This is a genomic window from Parapedobacter koreensis (assembly GCF_900109365.1).
Taxonomy (GTDB): Bacteria; Bacteroidota; Bacteroidia; order Sphingobacteriales; family Sphingobacteriaceae; genus Parapedobacter; species Parapedobacter koreensis.
Genome location: NZ_FNZR01000001.1, coordinates 443,791 through 461,764 on the forward strand (window position 1 = coordinate 443,791; position 17,974 = coordinate 461,764).

Annotated in this window: 13 protein-coding genes; all 13 read right to left on the reverse strand. The window is 48.5% G+C overall.

The annotated features are described in order from the left end of the window. Positions 1–236: 236 nt before the first annotated feature. Positions 237–2,750 carry a phosphocholine-specific phospholipase C gene (locus tag BMW65_RS01925; RefSeq protein ID WP_090602946.1) on the reverse strand — a complete coding sequence of 838 codons (2,514 nt, stop codon included), beginning with the start codon at positions 2,748–2,750 and terminating at the stop codon, positions 237–239. A 58-nt stretch (positions 2,751–2,808) separates the two neighbouring features. Then, complete coding sequence (locus BMW65_RS01930; RefSeq protein ID WP_090602332.1) at positions 2,809–3,768, reverse strand: FecR family protein; 960 nt, start codon at positions 3,766–3,768, stop codon at positions 2,809–2,811. 58 nt (positions 3,769–3,826) lie between these two features. Further along, positions 3,827–4,441 carry an RNA polymerase sigma factor gene (locus BMW65_RS01935; RefSeq protein ID WP_090602333.1) on the reverse strand — a complete coding sequence of 205 codons (615 nt, stop codon included), beginning with the start codon at positions 4,439–4,441 and terminating at the stop codon, positions 3,827–3,829. Positions 4,442–4,567: 126 nt separating this feature from the next. Further along, on the reverse strand, positions 4,568–5,467 hold the full coding sequence (locus BMW65_RS01940) for a metallophosphoesterase family protein (protein WP_090602335.1): 900 nt from the start codon (positions 5,465–5,467) through the stop codon (positions 4,568–4,570). A gap of 12 nt (positions 5,468–5,479) precedes the next feature. Then, the gene (locus BMW65_RS01945; RefSeq protein ID WP_177180952.1) at positions 5,480–7,144 is read right to left on the reverse strand and encodes a RagB/SusD family nutrient uptake outer membrane protein; all 1,665 of its coding nucleotides are present in this window, start codon (positions 7,142–7,144) and stop codon (positions 5,480–5,482) included. 34 nt (positions 7,145–7,178) lie between these two features. Next, complete coding sequence (locus BMW65_RS01950) at positions 7,179–10,340, reverse strand: SusC/RagA family TonB-linked outer membrane protein (protein ID WP_177180953.1); 3,162 nt, start codon at positions 10,338–10,340, stop codon at positions 7,179–7,181. A gap of 260 nt (positions 10,341–10,600) precedes the next feature. Next, on the reverse strand, positions 10,601–11,575 hold the full coding sequence (locus tag BMW65_RS01955) for a FecR family protein (RefSeq protein WP_143053772.1): 975 nt from the start codon (positions 11,573–11,575) through the stop codon (positions 10,601–10,603). 57 nt (positions 11,576–11,632) lie between these two features. Next, positions 11,633–12,247: a sigma-70 family RNA polymerase sigma factor gene (locus tag BMW65_RS01960; protein ID WP_090602341.1), complete on the reverse strand. Its 615-nt coding sequence runs from the start codon at positions 12,245–12,247 to the stop codon at positions 11,633–11,635. A gap of 48 nt (positions 12,248–12,295) precedes the next feature. After that, on the reverse strand, positions 12,296–12,682 hold the full coding sequence (locus tag BMW65_RS01965) for a type II toxin-antitoxin system HicB family antitoxin (RefSeq protein WP_090602342.1): 387 nt from the start codon (positions 12,680–12,682) through the stop codon (positions 12,296–12,298). Continuing rightward, complete coding sequence (locus tag BMW65_RS01970) at positions 12,679–12,936, reverse strand: type II toxin-antitoxin system HicA family toxin (RefSeq protein ID WP_090602344.1); 258 nt, start codon at positions 12,934–12,936, stop codon at positions 12,679–12,681. Before BMW65_RS01970 ends, BMW65_RS01965 begins: the two co-directional genes overlap by 4 nt. Positions 12,937–13,007: 71 nt before the next feature. Then, the gene (locus tag BMW65_RS01975; RefSeq protein WP_090602345.1) at positions 13,008–14,186 is read right to left on the reverse strand and encodes a purple acid phosphatase family protein; all 1,179 of its coding nucleotides are present in this window, start codon (positions 14,184–14,186) and stop codon (positions 13,008–13,010) included. A 213-nt stretch (positions 14,187–14,399) separates the two neighbouring features. Continuing rightward, positions 14,400–16,199: a purple acid phosphatase family protein gene (locus tag BMW65_RS01980; protein WP_090602347.1), complete on the reverse strand. Its 1,800-nt coding sequence runs from the start codon at positions 16,197–16,199 to the stop codon at positions 14,400–14,402. Positions 16,200–16,236: 37 nt separating this feature from the next. Continuing rightward, entirely contained in the window at positions 16,237–17,958 is a 1,722-nt protein-coding gene (locus BMW65_RS01985; protein WP_090602348.1) for a SusD/RagB family nutrient-binding outer membrane lipoprotein, read from the reverse strand. Between the last annotated feature and the right edge of the window lie 16 nt (positions 17,959–17,974).

The following is a 17,974-nucleotide window of genomic DNA, read 5'->3' on the forward strand; positions in this document are numbered from 1 at the left end:
TGGAGTAGATAAGTTCAAAAGAAAGCATGCCAAAAAAACAATCCAGCCGGTTATTTGACAGCATGCATCATTTATTATGCAAAATTTAATAGTTTTGTAATTCATAAAATTAATACTTGTTTTATTACGAGTTATGAAATGGAGGAGGGTGCCGCATACACCTTCCTCTTGTTCTTTTTATCGTCCCTTAAAAATGCGTTTATGCTTATTATCCGATAGCAATGCCTCCTTTCCTGTTAGACAACACCGCCCATCAACGGGTCGGTCTGTGACACTTGCCCCGTCTCCACGTGTCCCGCAAAACGTTCAAAAAAACCGACCTTCTCCGTATGTACCGTGAAGTCGTACCAGCCTTGGCTCATGGACAAATCCAACAGAATCTCCTCGCGGGCACCCGGCGCTAACACGCGTTGGAGCAGGGCTCCATGATAGGCGTTGTCGTTGATTTCAACTGTTTTTTGCTCCGTACCATTGTTTTGCACGATGATCACCACATTTCCGGTAAGCTTTCCCCGCTGCTGCCGTTCCCTTTCATACGCGCAGGAAACCTCGATAGCTGGATGGTGTTTGTCGCCGGAAAATTCCCTGTAGAATCCATTCGGTGCATAAACGCGCAAGTGGTAAGCACCGTTTTCAAACGCCTGCAACGCCCAGTTATCCACTACGGCATCCCCAGCAACAACGGCATATTCCCACGTACGCATTGCCTCGTTTTCGAAGGGATTGATAGCATAGACCAAAAAAGGGCTGCCTGCTGATTCGTCTCCGAAAACTCGGTTTCCGGCTTCGAAACGGATGGCATAGGTTTCCGATTCGGTGTCATATCGTCCATTTACATGCAATTCATAGGGAAGCGGGCAGGCAGGCCGGACACCTTTTTCCTGGCGGGGAAAATAGGGCGACTGGCTGGGGTTGGCATTGACCTGATCAATCTCATCCGGCGTCAGTGGCTTATAATTACGGGGAATATCCTTAAACAACGCCTTGTGTACATCCATGATAAAGGCATCCTTTTCAATGGCGTCCAATTTGGCAAAAGTCTCTCCGTGATATGGCCGGAATACCGATGTCAGATCGCCACACACTGCCCTCCGCCATGCTGTGATATTCTCTTCACGCACTTGTTTATTGAATTTTTTCGCAATGAAATGCTCCAGAAATTGCAGGGACGATGTATGGTCAAACACCTGCGAATTGACAAAGCCCCCACGCGACCATGGCGAAGCAATGATCATCGGCACGCGGAAGCCAAGGCCGATGGCACTTTCCCGGATACGGTTTTCCATAGCCGATGGATTTACCTGCTGATCTTTCGTTACGAAATCTAGCTCGGGACGGATAGCTGGTGATACCTTTCCGGTGCCGGGCTGATAGGGGTTGGGCACGGCATAAGGTGGAATATGGTCAAAAAAACCATCGTTTTCATCGTAGGTAAGTATAAAAATGGTTTTTTTCCATACCTCGGGGTTTTCGGTGAGAATTTCCATCACCTCATTGACGTACCACGATCCAAACCAAGGTGCCCCTGGGTGATCCGAGAAATTCGCAGGTGGGGCAAGCCATGATACGAGGGGCAGTGTGCCGTTTTTCACATCATTCCGGAAGGCATGTAATACATCTCCCTTCGGAATGTTGATTTCGCGTGGTGTGCCGTGGTCGTTGTATTGCAGCGTCGTGAGCTGCTGGTAATCGGGGTCGTCTTTATTGATGGTAAACGCCTTTCGGTTGATTTGCTTCGCAAATTCAGGCAAGGATTCAAACGCCTGTGCCGTATACTTCTTCCGGTCTGCGCGTATGAGCGCCAAAACCTTATTGGCCGCCGCCAGCTTCTGTTGATTTGCCTCCGTGCGTTCCTCTTTTTCCAGCCTGGCTATTTCTTGGCGTATATTGGTTTCCTTGATATCCAGGTTGGCAATGGTGCTTTCATTCAATCGCACGTTATACGCCTTAAACCATTCCAGCGGATTCGTGCCAAAATTGCTTAACCAAGCTCTTTCCTCCCCACCAAGTCCATACCCGAAGGTGAGCTCATTCTGGTAAATCTTCCAGGAAATTCCTTCCGCTTCCAGACGTTCCGGATAGGTTTTCCAATCCAGCTCCGGTTGGTTCCAATTGCTGTTGTTCCATACATACGCTCTGCCGGAAGGGTCGTTTCGTTCACGGATTGTACCCGTAAACCAATAATAGCGATTGGGATGCGTTCCGGTAATGCTGGAGCAGAAATTTTGGTCACAAACCGTGAAGGCGTCAGCCAATGCATAATAAAACGGGAAATCATCCCGGTCGCAGTACCCCATGGTGAGTGGTACATCTGCATAGGCTTTGTTATGGGATTTTTTCACGTCCAGCCAACGATCATACTTCCCTTTGTTGCGTGCATCTGTTTGATCGGCCCACCCGTGCGGCGTCGAACCCATCCAGGGTACTTTTGTTTCCTTGGTATTTAGCCGGAAAGGCACATGCGTCTCACCGATAGCATTGGATTGCAGCCAGACACGATTTTTATCCGGCAATTGGATTGCCCTGGGATCGTTAAATCCCCGTACACCTTGCAATGTACCGAAAAGGTGGTCAAACGACCGATTTTCCTGCATCAAAAAGACAATGTGTTCGGCATCATAAAACGTACTTCCAGCTGCCGGATGGATAGCTAGCGCTTTCTGTATCACAGGGGGCATAACGTTTGCCAGCGCAGCACTGCCAGACAATAGTGCTGCCTTTTTGATAAAATCTCTACGCGAATTATCCATGATCATATGTGTTTATAAGATGATAACCACCTCGTTTAGTGTTCATTAAGTTTAGTGCTTATTCATTGACATATACGACACCATTGCTCACCGTATAGTCCAAGCCATGCGCAAATAGTACGGCCTTCAAAGACTCCTCCCAACCGACACGCTCGAAAGATGCCGTGACTGTTTTGCCCTCAAGCTGTTCGCGGTTGTAGACAATGTCCAGCTTATAACGTTGCGCCAACCGATCCAGCGCATAAGGCAGTGCGATTTCATTAAACACCAGCCCGCCCCGGATCCACACATCAACGTGATCTGCGGCAATAGGTTTGACTTGCATTACGCTTATGCCACGTGTATATTCCGCCATCTCGCCCGGTTTCAGCAATGCAGACCGCTCACTTTCGCCGGTAGCATTCACCTTCACCGATCCAGCTAGCAAAGACACTTTGATCTGATCCTCGCCCGGATAGGATTCAATATTGAATGTTGTGCCCAAAACGGTGGTTTCCAGGCTGTCCGTTTCCACAATAAACGGGCGTATTTCATCCCGCTTTACTTCAAAAAATCCCTCACCCACTAAGCGTACCCGACGTTCGCGCTGGTTGAAGGCATCCTTGGCCCACGCCAATTCCGAACCGCTGTTGAGGGTCACGATGGAACCATCCGCCAGTGTAATCTTTTTCAACGTGTTGTCGGCCGTTGCTACGACGGTGTACATGGTTTGCGGTACGGTGCTTTTAAGGAAATAGAGAAGGGAAGTTGCCGTAGCTAGGAAGACAATTGCTGCCGCAGCTACCCAACGCCATGGGGATTGCTTGTGCCCGGATGGTTTCACACCGTCAGCGTGTTTTCGCAAGCTATCCTGCATCCGGTGCATTACCGCCTGTTCCTCCTCCGGTGATCCAAATGCAGCCCCTGCTGACAGATCCAGTTGATTATACCACCTGTCGAATAATGTCTTTTCCTGTTCTTGGGCCCTTCCCAAGAGAATCCGCTTAAAAAGCGCTTTTAACGTGTTATGCTGTGCCATTCATTTAGTGAGTGCCACGGCCGACAAGAAGTACCAGAAATTTACAGTGAAATTTATGTTAAGGTTTTATTAACCAGTATACCAATAATAACTGTTCAGGTGTAAAATGATGAAGTGTCACCTCTTTTTTTATGCGGGAAATAGCGGTACCCAGTTGGTTTTTCACCGTTTGCGGGGATAGATTGAGTGCTTCGGCAATCTCAGCTATGGAAAGGTGATCAAATTTATTCAGCTGAAAAATCTTCCGCATCCGCTGGGGCATGGATTCAATGCTGCTGTGTACCGCAGCCACTGTCTCTTCAATATCCAGATGGGGATTGTTAAGCGCAGGCACTTCTCGATCGGCTATTCCCTCTTGCCGCAAGAAGGCCGCAAAATTTTTTTCATGGGCTTCTTTGAAACCCCTATCACGAAAGTAACGGGCAATTTTGTGGATCAGCATGCCACGAAGATAAAACTGAGGGGAGGTAGTAATCTCAGGAAGTTGTTTGCGCTTATCCCAAAATGTCACGAAAACATCTTGTACCAAATCGAAAGCCTCGTCCTTATCGCCTGTTTTCTTAAACGCATGCACATACAGGGGTTTCCAGCAACGTTGATATAACTCATCAAAGGCTTGGCTATTTGCTTGCCTAACCTGAGTAAGCAACTCTTGATCCGATGCATGTTTCACGCGTCAAAATTACTCACCTGCATTTTTAGCAGGTTTTATTCGGCATTATTTTTACGTTAAATAATCGCTTATGCAAAAAAACCTGCTACGTGTTGTAGCAGGTTTTTTTGACCGTATAAATTCAGATTAATTCATAGGTTGCTCGTATTTGATATACTCCCAGCTAAACCGGTCGTCCTTGACATCAAAAAGCAGAAAACCACGGGGGCCGAAATTCGTTCCCCGCCATGTGGGGCGTCCAGCAACGGACCCGCCTGTAATAAAATGCGTCCTGCTTTCTACGTTCAGATCTTCCAGCCAATGCAAGTGCCCCTGCAAGACCAGTTTGAGCTTATGTCCCTTAAAAGCCGCCAGCAGTTCATCCCGATCCACGATGCCGGGGCCGTCGTCATTATTTTGACCTGGCCGGGGATACACTTGATTGAATACCGATACCAAGGGGATGTGCAGGGTCACTACGATTGGTGTCTCAGGTGATACCGCAGCCAAGTCGCGTTGCAGCCAACGCAACTGTTCCGTTCCGATCTGCCCGAAATACTTCTGGTCGGCCACATCCAATGCATTCAATACGATAAAATGCCAGCCTTTGTGGTCAAATGCGTAATACGTATCCCCAAAATAGCGCCTGAACATCCCATATTTGTAGTCCGCATGGGTGGAATCTTCTACACTTTCGGGGTAGATACCAAACAATTCGTGGTTGCCCACGGTATTGTGCACCGGCACCTTTATCCGCCCACTCAGCGTTTTATACAATGTGAATAGCGTATCGCTTTTCGCTTTATTGCCACGCATCACATCATATACCTGATCACCACCCGAAATCACGAAATCCACATCAAGCTTATTGATGGTATCAATGGCCCGGTTAAACGCAGCCACAACGGCTGAATCCGGTCGGATATGCACGTCTGTCATAAACACAAAGGAAAAATCTGTCTTTCCCGATTGGGCGGATTGGCTGAAACCATATCCCAAACTTCCGCAGAAAATCAGCACAAAACTGATGAGTTGCCTAACGTTCATGTGATCAAGATTTTAATTATAGCCCTGGTTTTGAGTCATTGGACTTGTCAGGTTGGCATCGATGACCACCTGCGGAATGGGAAACAAGGTATCACGTTCCACGATGCGTTGTCCGCCATTGTGATTATAGCGTCTTGTGCGTTCCAACCATTTGCCCGTACGCAGCAGGGTATAGCGCCGGTGCTCCTCCAATACCAGTTCGCGCGAGCGTTCGTCCAATATGAAATCAATATCCACATCGTTTTCATCGATCTCACTGGCGTGTGCGCGACGCCGGATACTATTGAGCACATCGACCGCCTCGGAGGTGCGATTCAGCCGGTATAAAATTTCGGCTCGCAGTAAGTAGGTTTCGGCCAGCCGCAAATAAATGGCATCCTTAAAGGAATAGTCGTTTTGTACGTTGGTCGGATCCTTCCACTCTACCTTCCGGGAATACGGCCAGTTTGTCCTTCCCCTGGCTTCAAAGCTGATATCACTGCTCCAGTCCAGCCAGATGGTATCGCCATACTGGTAGCCTTCCGGCAGGCGGTCTGCCGGGAAAGGTGCATTCTGGGCAGCGTCCTGCAAGATAAAGAATTTGCGGATGGCGTACTCCGATCCACGGTCGTCCTGCGGCTCGTAGTTTTCGATGGCCCATTTCGTCAATGACATCCGTCCAAGGCCATATCCCCTTTCTTCCGTCAGTATCAATGGCGATACGCCGTTGATATTTATCGAGCTAAACCGGCTGATGTGGTGGCGGCGCTCGATGGGATTGCTTCCACCGCCAACGGTGCGCGGTTCGAACTGGAACACCCACAGCGCTTCGGTATTGCCTTCTTCCCGGTTAGTATTACCGCCCTTAAACATGTCCATGAAGGGTACGCCCGGCTTGTCGGCATCCACCCCGTACCGCTCGGTGACGAGTTTATAATTCGGCGTATTCACCACTTGATCTACCCAATACAAGGCACTATCGAGGTTATTCAGCACGAGATACGTTTCAGCCAGGTAATGCTGCACGGCACCTTTGGAAATTTGGCCGGGAATAGGTTCTACGGGCACATACTGCTCAGCAAACCGCCAATCAGCGATCATCTGTCGGCGCACTTCGGCCATCGGTGTCCTTGACCAGTCGGTCTTGATGGTCGTCCCGTTAGTTTCTTCCAAATTCAAGGGCACATCCCCCCAGCCGAACACCAAGTGCCGATATGCCCACGCACGCGCGGCACGCGCATTGGCAAGCAACAGTTGTTTATTCTCATCCGCGGAGTGGCCGCCGCCTTCCCAATCGACACCTTCTTTTTCCGCTTGGACAATCAGCGTGTTCGCCGTATTCACCACCTTATATAACCAAGAAAAACCGTCGTTGTAAAATCCTACGAGGGAATTGTTTTCCGTTTCCCAAAACATCGCCACATTGTTGAAACTCCCGACAACATGGTTCGTGACAATATTGTCCGTACCGTTCATAAAGAGTTCTGTCGTCATGGACGACGACCCTGCCAGCCCTTCCCGTTCATGGCGTACCAACGCATATAAACCATTGAGGCCCGCCTCAAATCCGGAATAGCTGGTAAACAACGTTTCCGAAGTAATCAGGTGCGGCGGATTTTCTTCCAAATAGTTATCGGAGCAGCTCATGCTGAATCCCAGCATCAATGCCACTACCGTCAATCGATATAAGCCTTTCATTATCTTATTTTTTGAAAAATTCATGTTGCTTGCGTTAAAAATCAATGTTCAATCCAAAGACAAATTCCTTGGCCAGGGGGGCATTACCCCTGCCAAAATTCAATTCGGGATCACTGGCTGACCATTCGGTAAACGTAAACAGGTTCCGCCCTACCGCATATACCCGCAATCGATTCAATCCCAATGTCTTTGAAAGGCGTTCCGGAAAATTATAGAACAATGTGATATCCTTAATCCGGATAAAACTCGCATTCTCATAGATGGGTGCCGCCTGCACATTCACGGCATTCATGTAAAATTCATTAGTCGGATTGTCAGGCGTCCACCAATTCTTCTTGATGACATTCCGCCTCACTTCGGAGCTTGCCGAAGCGTCTTGCAAGAGCGCATTCTGCTTGGTGATGCCATGCACCCCATGCATAAACACACTCAGCCCGATATCCTTATACGTCCACGTATTGGTCAGCCCCCACGTCGTCTTCGGGTCAAGCTGCCCGATGACCATACGGTCTGCTTCAGTACGCGATTTGCTGCCGTCCACATCCACGATTTTGGCGTAGCCGGGTTGGGCCTCCCATTGTTCAGCCTCGGCTTCTTCTCCCAACTGCCATACCCCAGCAAACTTGAAATCGTAGTTGACCAATATTGGCCGCCCAATGAACCAAGCATTAGCCACGTCGTCAATTTCATTGCCTTGTGCATCCAACTCTCCATATAAAGAGACTATCTTATTGCGGTTGAGTGCCACATTGCCCGAGGCCATCCAGCCGAAATCGTTCTTTTCGATCAGCGTTGCGTTGACCGAAAATTCAACCCCTCTATTGTCCGTCTTGCCGATATTCTGCGTGATGGATGTAATGCCATGTACAGGAGAAATCGTCCGGTTGAGCAACAAATCAAACGTGTGGGTATTGTACAGGTTCACATCGCCGGACACACGCCCCTTCCACAGGCCGTAATCCATTCCAATGTTCAGGGTTCGGCTGGTTTCCCAGCCCAAATTACCCTGCCCAATCTTCGTAGGTATGTAGCCCGGAAGGGAAGTGCCTCCGGTCACTGAATTTTCCTCACCCAGCCTCGAAATCGACTCATATGCAGCAACAGCCTGATTACCATTCGTGCCATACGATGCCCGAAGTTTCAACTCGTTGACCCATGCATCTTGGTCAAAAAACGACTCCCGATGGATATTCCATCCCAAGGCTACGGAGGGGAATAATCCCCACTTGTTATCCGCCCCGAACCCGGAATAACCATCACGCCGTCCGGTAAGCGTCAGGAGGTACCGGTTGTCATACGCGTAGTTCAATCGAAGCATTTGCGAGATCAATACCGTTTTGTTGTAGCCATAGGAAGGCAGCACAAAATCCGCCTGTCCCACAGCATACCAGCCTAAGAAATCGTGGGGAAAGCCATTGGCCTCCATCCCGTTTACCGTGCCCTTATTTTCTTCGTAGCTGTACAGTGCCGTAGCAAAAATATGGTGCTTGCCTATGTCCTTTTGATAGGTCAAGATGTTTTCCAGCAAAATGTTGTCTCCTATCCCACGGCTGGTATTGGCACTTCCCCTGTTCGCAAGCCCCTCACTGGTATTTCTTCCCCGGTATACACCCGAATCGTCCACGCGTTTGCGCAGGCCGTTGTTGAGCCGATAACTTAGTCCTTGGACAAATGGGATATCCACTTGCAGGAAATTATTGGCTACCACTTGAAAGGATTTGTCAAAATATTCATAGTTCAACGGTGCCAGTGGGTTAGCAATGTCAATGAATTCAGGCCATGGATAGATGGTCAGATCGCCATTTTCGTCGTAAGCGCTTGTCAGCGGATTGGTAGCAAAAAGGTCACTCCAGCTGACGGGTGCATTTCCTCCGTCGTCAAAGGTCAGTTGGGTATTGGTACCGATGGTAAACCATTTGGCCACTTTAGTTTCTACGTTCACCCGGCTGCTGATGCGTTCGAAACTGTTGTTGATGGTCTGGCCATTTACCTTTAGATATCCTCCACTCAAGTAATATTTGGTATCGTTGATCGTCCCCGATACGGCCAGGTTATGTTGATTGCTGCTTCCATCACGAATCGCCAACTCAGCCCAATCCGTCCACGCCCCGGCGTCATAAAGCGCTTGCTCACTGCCTGTGACTTTCCCCGGTTCGCGTATCTCCTTGAATTGGTAGAATTCTTCCGCGCTCATATACCTGGGCATCATGTTGGGCTTCTGGGCCGCATATTTCCCGTCGTATGCGATGACGGCCTGCCCACTGGCCCCTTTTTTGGTAGTGACCAATATGACACCATTTGCGCCCCGCGAACCATAAATCGCGGCAGAAGATGCGTCTTTCAGCACCTCTATCGATGCAACGTCATTTACATTGATGTCCATCAGCTGCCCATTGAAAGGTACGCCGTCCAAAATGATGAGCGGAGCATTGCTCGCCAAGATGGAGTTTCGGCCACGTATCATGATATCTCCGCTGGGTGCAGCACCTCCTACGGATTGCATAAACACAACGCCCGGAACGGTACCCTGCAGTGCTTGGCCAATATTGAGATTGGGCACCATCTCCAACCGATCTTTGGGTACCGAAGCCACAGCCCCTGTGATATCACTTTTCCGTTGCGTACCATAACCCACCACTACGACTTCATCCAGCGCGTCCAAAGACTCCCGCAAGGTGAAATCCACGGTGACTGTCCCGTTTCCCCCCACATTGACACCCTGCTTTGTTTGCCGTTGGTAAGAAATGTAGTTTACCTCCACCGTATATATCCCAGGCTGTAGGCTAATGGTAAAATACCCATCCCCGTCCGTGCTGAAGCTGCGGTTGAGCTCCACAATCCGGATACTGGCTCCAGCGAGAGGTTCGCCACGCTCATCGGTGATATGGCCAACAAGACGGCCAGGTTGCTGCTTTCGTTTTAAAATGATAAACCCATTTGTTTCCTCATACATCACGTCCGTATGATCCAGTAGGTACGCCAGTACCTCTTCCACAGTCGTTTTTTCCAGCATCCGATCGGCTATCCGGATTTGGTCGAGCTTCAATTGCTCAGCATTGTAGGCAAACTGCACGTCCTGCTTTTCCAATTGCTGGATGGCCGTCAGGGCATTGTCTCCCTCCAAACGGATATTCACCTTTTTTCGAAACTGTGCCGTTGCCTCTCCTGCGGAGAGCACTTCCGTCATCAGTATCATTATAAAAACCGCTAATGTGGATATTCTCATTACCTGTTTTAAATACAGTAGTAAACTATTCATTGATTCTTTTTCCATTGAAACTACTTCCAAAGGACATCCTTGTTTATTGGCAAGACAGTCTTATCTTTGCTATGGAAATAGTAGTTGTTAAAACGTAATTGCTATTCAGGGCCCGTGATGCGCTGCCAAACGTTTACTGGCCCAAATCCTTACCGGTATGGCGACGCCATCGCCTACCGGTTTATTTTTTCCTTAACTTAAAATATCGTAATCGTGTCCCCCTCCTTTCTATACTGATTGCCGTGAACTTCGCAAATCGCCTTAATCAGGTCATCGATGGGCACGTCCCGGCTGAATTGGATGCTATAGCGTTGTTTGGCGATCGTACCATCACCCGCACGAAGCCTCATGCCATGAGAATGGCGCAATACCACCGCCAGTTCATCAAATGATGCTTGCCGGAGACTTGTCTTACCTACCATCCATCCGTTGCTGTTTTCAGTTGCCACCTGTTGGATACTGGCCGTTTGCGTTGATTTGCGGTAGGTCAATTCGTCTCCCCGATGCAATACCCCCAATACAAGGCTATCTCCCTGCGACACTTCCACGCGCCCAGTCAATACGGATACCTGCATTTCATTGAGTTCCGCATATGCTTTCACATTGAAAGATGTACCCAGCACACGTGTGCTCAGTACGTCGGAATGGACGATAAAAGGTTTAGCCGTATCGGGCGTCACCTCAAAAAAAGCTTCTCCCTCTTCCAATACCACTTCCCGGCTACCGGCCTGACCAAATGGGGTGTAGAAGCCCAGCTTACTTCCTGCATTCAGCCATACGGTGGTGCTGTCCGGTAATTGTACTTTTTTCAGCGTCCCTTGTTCCGCTGTCACCGCTACCCATTGCCTGTCTTTCTGCGACCGTGATGTTCCATCCCGTTGTGCCAGGTACCAAGCGCCAATTCCGATAGCCATCATGACCACAGCTGCTGCGGCCATTCCCCGCAGCAAATACCGCCGCCCGGAACCGGCTGGCTGCATTTCATCGGGAGACAACCGGCGTTGGATGCGCGCGTGCAATTCATTCCGGAGGGCCTTCTGCTGCTGCGCGTTTTTTTCGGGAAACACTTCGCCGAATGACGCATACCAGTCGTCTACTAATTTGGTTTCCTGCTCGGTAGTTTTCCCTGCACGATACTTCCGTAATAATCCTTTAAATAAATGTGGTCGCACGTATTCGTCTTTTACGGATACGTCTGCCGGAAGGGCCGGAATTACTTCTACAAATGGTTATTTATTTGTTAACAAATCGTGAATCACCTGAAGAAAGGTGATCAAGATGGGCATCGCGTTGTCTTGGAATCGATGAGGCAGGTTTTTGCGCAGGCGCTTGGAGGCTTCGGTGAGCAAGTTGCTCACGGTCTGTTCGGCGAGGTTCAGGCGTTTCGCGATGTCCGGGGTACTGAGGTTATCGAGCTTCAATAGGAAAGACTTGCGCATATTGTCCGGCATTTTCTCCAGTTCATCTTCCAAAATGTCTTCCACTTCCTGATACGACCACGCATCATCCGACTGCCGGAGGAAGGCCTCCATCTGGCCGAGCACATATGCAAATACCCGTTGTTTGACTTGCTCGGATTGGAAATAGTCAATCAACCGGTTTTTCAACGCTCCGGTGAGGTATTGTCCGACTCCTGTACGGATGGTAATGTCCTTCCGCCGCTCCCAGAAGCTCACGAAGACATCCTGCACAATATCTTTGGCTACGGCTTCATCCTTGGTGCGGCTCCATGCGATGGCGTAAAGCTTTTCCCAATGCCCAAGGTAGAGCCGATCAAACAGCTTCCTGTCGTCCTGTTGCCGGACGGCTTCCCACCACCTAAGTTCCAGCGTCTGATCCATCATGTAAGACGATTGTCTTGACAAAGGTAGATTTACAACATTAAGCCATTATTAAATCTCTCGCATTGGTGATTGGGTCAGGTTATCACTTGAGAGCATATCCTGGTGTTTGACGGCATAGGCAATAGCTGCTTTGACCAGATCGTTGAGTGATATGTGCCGCTGCGATGCAACGATTGACGCTTCTTTATGAAGCTCGCTGGGAATACGTACATTAAAGCTTCCCTTAAACGTTTTCTGAGGTTGTTTTCCAATGGCCTCACAGGTAGCGATGTAATCGTCAACCGCTTCATGGAATGCCTGTTTTAATTCAGTTGTAGATGCTGCCTCGTAAGTGACCAAATCGTTTATTCCGATGATTTTGCCATGCAGTACCTCATCGTCGGCACTGTAGGAAACTGTGCCATAATAGTCTTTGTATGCCAATACGTCTTTCATAATTTGTGCCCCAGTTTTTTTAACACGGCGATAGCTTCCTCAATAGCGTACCGCTTCATAATATTTTGCGGATGCGGTTTGTGTAAGCTGATGACATTTTTGTTGTCATCAACAAACTTTCTACGCGAACCGCCTGTTTTTCCTGTCTTTAACTCATTGAAGCCGAAGTATGCCATTACTTTAACGAACTCATCCCAGGTGAAATCCTTAGGAATCTCAGCAAATCGTTTTATGGCTTTTTCTGAACGGCTCAATAGTTTGCGACTATAATATAGTTGCAAATTTAAATAAAGTTCTGTTTATATGCAAGTTACATTGGATTATATTAGCGGTCGCCTTTCCTCAACTCCAACTGGTCAAACACCTGACCGTCGATATCGATGGCCTGGAAATGCAACTCATCGCCCGCTGCGCGCACATAGCCAAAGTGATGCCCGTATTTGATTTTATTGGTAAACCAAGAACGCAGTGGTGCGGGTGTCTCAAGCCCCCCGCCGTTGCCTCCCACCTGAATATAAATCGTCCCGTTTTGATTGTCTACCCGATTGTTTCGAAGTGGCCAGGTCCGTTCATACGTGTGGACATGTCCATAAAACACCAAATCGACATTATATTTATCATACAATGCGGGCAGGTGAGCGAGGCGATGGATGCCCAAGGTCGATTTGCTTACACGGGTGTCGCCATGGTCGTCGTTGTCAGAAGAATAAATACAATGGTGCTGGGCCACAATCCTCCATTTAGCAGTAGAAGGCTTAGCCAACTCGGCCTCCAATGCATTGTAATTTTCACTACCTGCCGATAAATCCTGGTTGGAATCGAACAGGATAATCTGCACATTGCCATAGGTCACGGCATAGACCCTTTTCCCTTCCGGATGGCCAAGGTATTTATGGAAAGCAGGTGCATCGCGCTCATGGTTGCCAAGTGTGGCATATACGGCATACTTGCTCATGAAGGGTTGGCCCTGAGGCAGGAACTGCCCTATCCAGTCACTAAGCCGATGCCCATTGTCTACCTGATCGCCGGCATGGATGGCAAAGTTAGGCCGCTCTGCCTCGGCCACAGTAGCAATCTTGCCCCATACATTGGGATTGGGCCGCCCCTGTGAATCGGTGAAAACGATGAAGCCAACGGGTTCGTCGTCTTTTACGGCAGTTTTGAATGGATAAATATCGCTATACAGGGTGTCTCCTTGCTGACTCACACTCACCGTCCGATAGAAGTATTCGGTCGATACCTGCAATCCGGTCAGGTGTACCGTGTGGAAGACCGTGTCGGAGCTGGCTTCGCTCCTGAGCGACAGATTGGGTGCCTTTGCATCAAACTCGGCAGGGCCATACTGCACCCAGCCGGCAGTGGGCTGTGCTGTTTCCCACTTGACATCCATGCTGGTCTGTGTAGCCCATTGCAAATAAGGGAGGACAACAAAGGTAGGTTGTTCAGCGGCCACACCATATTGGAATGTTGCCAATAATAGCACCAATTGAATCATACGTTTCATATACACTAATAAATTAAAATACTTTTCGTCCAGATTGTTTCATTCGTTTGTTTAGCAATAGTAAACATCTGCTATGAAAACCAAGCATACAGGCTATTAACAAATCGTGAAGCGTACAAAAAGGAGAAAAAGTCTATCCGAAAACAGCGTGAGTACAGTGCAGCACCGTACTCACGCTTTCCAACTAATTAATGGAGATGGTGCAAAAGACGATTATGGTTTTACCAGTTGAAATTTGTCGATAACCGCTCCGTCGTTACTTTTCGACAGAAAATCAAGGTTATTGCCGTTTATTTCAATGATCTGATACTGCCCGCCCTTAAATGAATACGTGACGTTATAGTTGGATGACGGTACGCGTTCACTTTCGTTTCCCTTCACGACCATCGAAGCAACATAAACGGTCCCTTTTCCGGTTGTGTTCATTACCTCATTGCCAAATATGGGATACGAGCGAAAATATTGGTGGATGTGTCCCGATAATACCAAATCTATCCCGTACTTGTCGAACAGCGGTCCCCACCATGCACGAAGCTGTGGTGAGTAACGATCGGAATGATACGGTGGGAAATGCATCATGACAATTTTCCATTTTTCGGTTGCCTTGTTCATCTCTCCGTCGAGCCAACATTTAACTTTCTCAGCACTTCCTCCAGTAACGTCGATTACAATGAAACGCGCATCTCCGTAAGTGAATGAATAATTACGTTCGGGGGTCAGGCCGCAGCCGGAATTTTCGGGCAGCCTGAAAAGCTGCGTGTAGAGTTCCGGCGGAAGCCCATCTTGGCTGTCGTGATTACCCAACACAGGCATATAGGACATGTTTGCGAACACTTCCTTGCCCAGATAAAGTTGCCTATCCCATTCATTGCGGAACAAACCTGTGTTGACGTGATCGCCGGTATGGGTTAAGAATGCCGCATCCGGGCATGCTTTGAAAGCCTGTTCCAACGTAGGCTTTACGATATCGGCATTGTGGGTATCGCCAATGTAAATAAATTTGAACGGTGTGTCTTTCTTGTCAGGAGCAGTTGTAAATGTATACATTTCGCTGCTCGTGCCCTGCTGCTTACTCACCACTTTGTAATCATACTTCGTACCCGGAGTCAATCCGGTAAGGTTGACTCCCCAGTGATTGACCTCCATATCATTGCTGATGTAAACGTCTTTAAGGCGAAGCGGAGTTCCTGCTGCCTCTTGTGCATTGTTTTCCGATGCGCCATGCTTCCAGTACTTGACATACCCGTCGGTTACGGCCGTATTCGTTCGCCATTGCACGGCTTGCGTAGTAGTGGGGTCGCCCTCCCACGACAGCACCACCTCATCGGGAGTTGTGGACGACGGGTGCATGGTCGGGCGGAAGCTATTCACCATACTGGCTTCCCGGGCACGACCACGGATGGTGGTAAACAGGGTGTGCCCTTCCAATTCGTCGGGCAGCTCCTGTAGGGTCAAGCTGGGCCAGTCGTTATACGTATATGCGCCCTTTTCCATGTTGATAACGGGCCATTGATTCGGGTAGACATCCGTGATGTTCAGCTCCGAGCCTTTCGCTACGGGCCCAATCGTCACAAAATAGACTACTCGTTGGAGGTCAAAACCATTGATTCCCAGGTTTACTTTCCCCGCAGGAACTTGTTTTTGCCACACCTCATAGTCGTAACTATCGTTACTAACGGTTTTTCCGGTATTTGTAAAACCACTTTCTTCCAGCCAAAATGGAACTGTTTTCTGGCCCTTGAACCGCATGATGGACACGATCGCAGGCTTATCGACCGTGAATACCCAACTATTATTGGCGAAAACATGCTTCTCTTCCTCTGTGATAAAGTTCATCACAAACTCATCGTCCAGACTAGCTAAGCGCTCCTTCGGCTCCTGTTGGATAAGACGCTCCAATACCTGATCCCTCACTTCGGCAACGGGTATGAAAGCCTCTTGCTGTTTATTGGCATTGGCGCTGCACGCCGAGAGCAGTATCAAAACTGCGAGATATCGAAAAAAAGTATTCATTTCAATTTTTGTTTAGTATAACATTACAAAACACATGTTACCAGGGCTTGCCGGTACCTTGCAACAGCCACATTTTTGACCATGCACTGTTCTTTTTCAATACAGGAAACGCTTCGTTGTCAGGTTCTTCGAGCGAATAACGTGTATCTTCAAAATTTGGCAATGCTTCCCTTAATTTTTCAGCATTAGTTGTCTCTTCATTAGTGGGATAATACAATCTGACGGGCATTACATCCCTTTTAGCTCTCATGCCGACGGTTTCAAATACAGGATACCCTGTTCTTCTCCAGTCGAACCACGATTCACATGCGGCGCTCCAACTGGCTACCCATTTTTGTGTAATGATCTGTTCCAATGTGTTGGCAAACGCCGCACCGGGTTGGACAATATAGGCGGCGTAATCGGCGGCCACACCCCACGCTTCAAAAGAGGTCCTTATCGCATCGTTGTAGTGGGATTCGGCATTGCCGCCCCATCCTTTCAATGCGATCTCGGCAAGGTCGAAGTGAACCTCGGAAGCAGACAACATTCTTGATTTCAACAATTCATGAGAAGCCAGTTTGTAAATATCATTCAGCATCGAACAATGGGGGTTCGGTCTTCCCTGATACGTTGACGGGCTCAGGTTATAGGCGAACAGGGAAATATCTGTCCAGTTGGGGGGCATTCCGATAAAATCGAGGTTATAGTTGACAGGTTCATCGTATTTTTCAATGTAATCATCCACAATTCCCTTGCCGATCACACGACATCTTACCGTCGTTGTCTCTCCATTGATCGTGAAGACAACATCTTCTACATTATCGTATGTGTCGCTTTTACTTTCGTCGAGATGCAGTGGCAACTCGACCCGGTTTGCCCATACACCCAACCTGGGGTCGTTATATTGCCGCATCTCCTCGACCAACGTAGCACACATTTTTCTTCTATGGTAATCGGAGCTCAGATCGGTATTTCCGACAATGTTGGTGGGCCATGAACTCGACGGATTGTTTCCGGTGTAGGCAAAAGCGGCTTCGTCCGCAACCTCCAAAATAAGGGGATAGGTGGCAGGATCTCCCAATATTTTACGGATATTTTCCTGGGCGAATGACGGATCTTTTTCCGAAAGTCTCAAACTATACCTGATCGACAACGAATTGGCAAACTTACGCCATTTAGATGCGTCGCCGGCGTAGAGAATATCCTGACCGTTATTGATCGTGTTATATGCACCCTGGTCTTTTGACAACAGGGTATTTGCCTGATCGAGGTAATCGAGTATACCCTTGTAAATATCGAATTGCGAATCGTATTTGGGGTTCATGATTCCTTCGTCGTTCCGGAGCGCCTCCGAAAAAGGCGCATCGCCCCACAAATCGGCAATATAACCGAAATTATAGGCCATCATGACCAGGGCCGTTCCTCTGAAAAAGTCATTGTTCGTTTCTTCCGCCTTATGCAACATTTCTTTGGAATCACTGAGGTTCTGGTAGAGGCTTTGCCAAACTCCGTTATGGCTTGAACTTTGCCATCCAAAATCATTATGACCACCCGACCAGCCGTCTTTTTGGGTGTGTTGCATCACGCCGGAAATATCACCGAATCCTAAATTTGTGACTGCAATGCCGCTTCTGCTTATCACTGTCGGCAATAGATGGCTGGGATTTGCGATCGAAGGGGCAATCCCGTTGGGGTCGATGTTCATCTCATCGAGGTCTTTGCACGATGTGATGAAAAGACCTATTAAAAACATTAATATGATACCGTATGCTTTCATTGTCAACCAAGTAAAG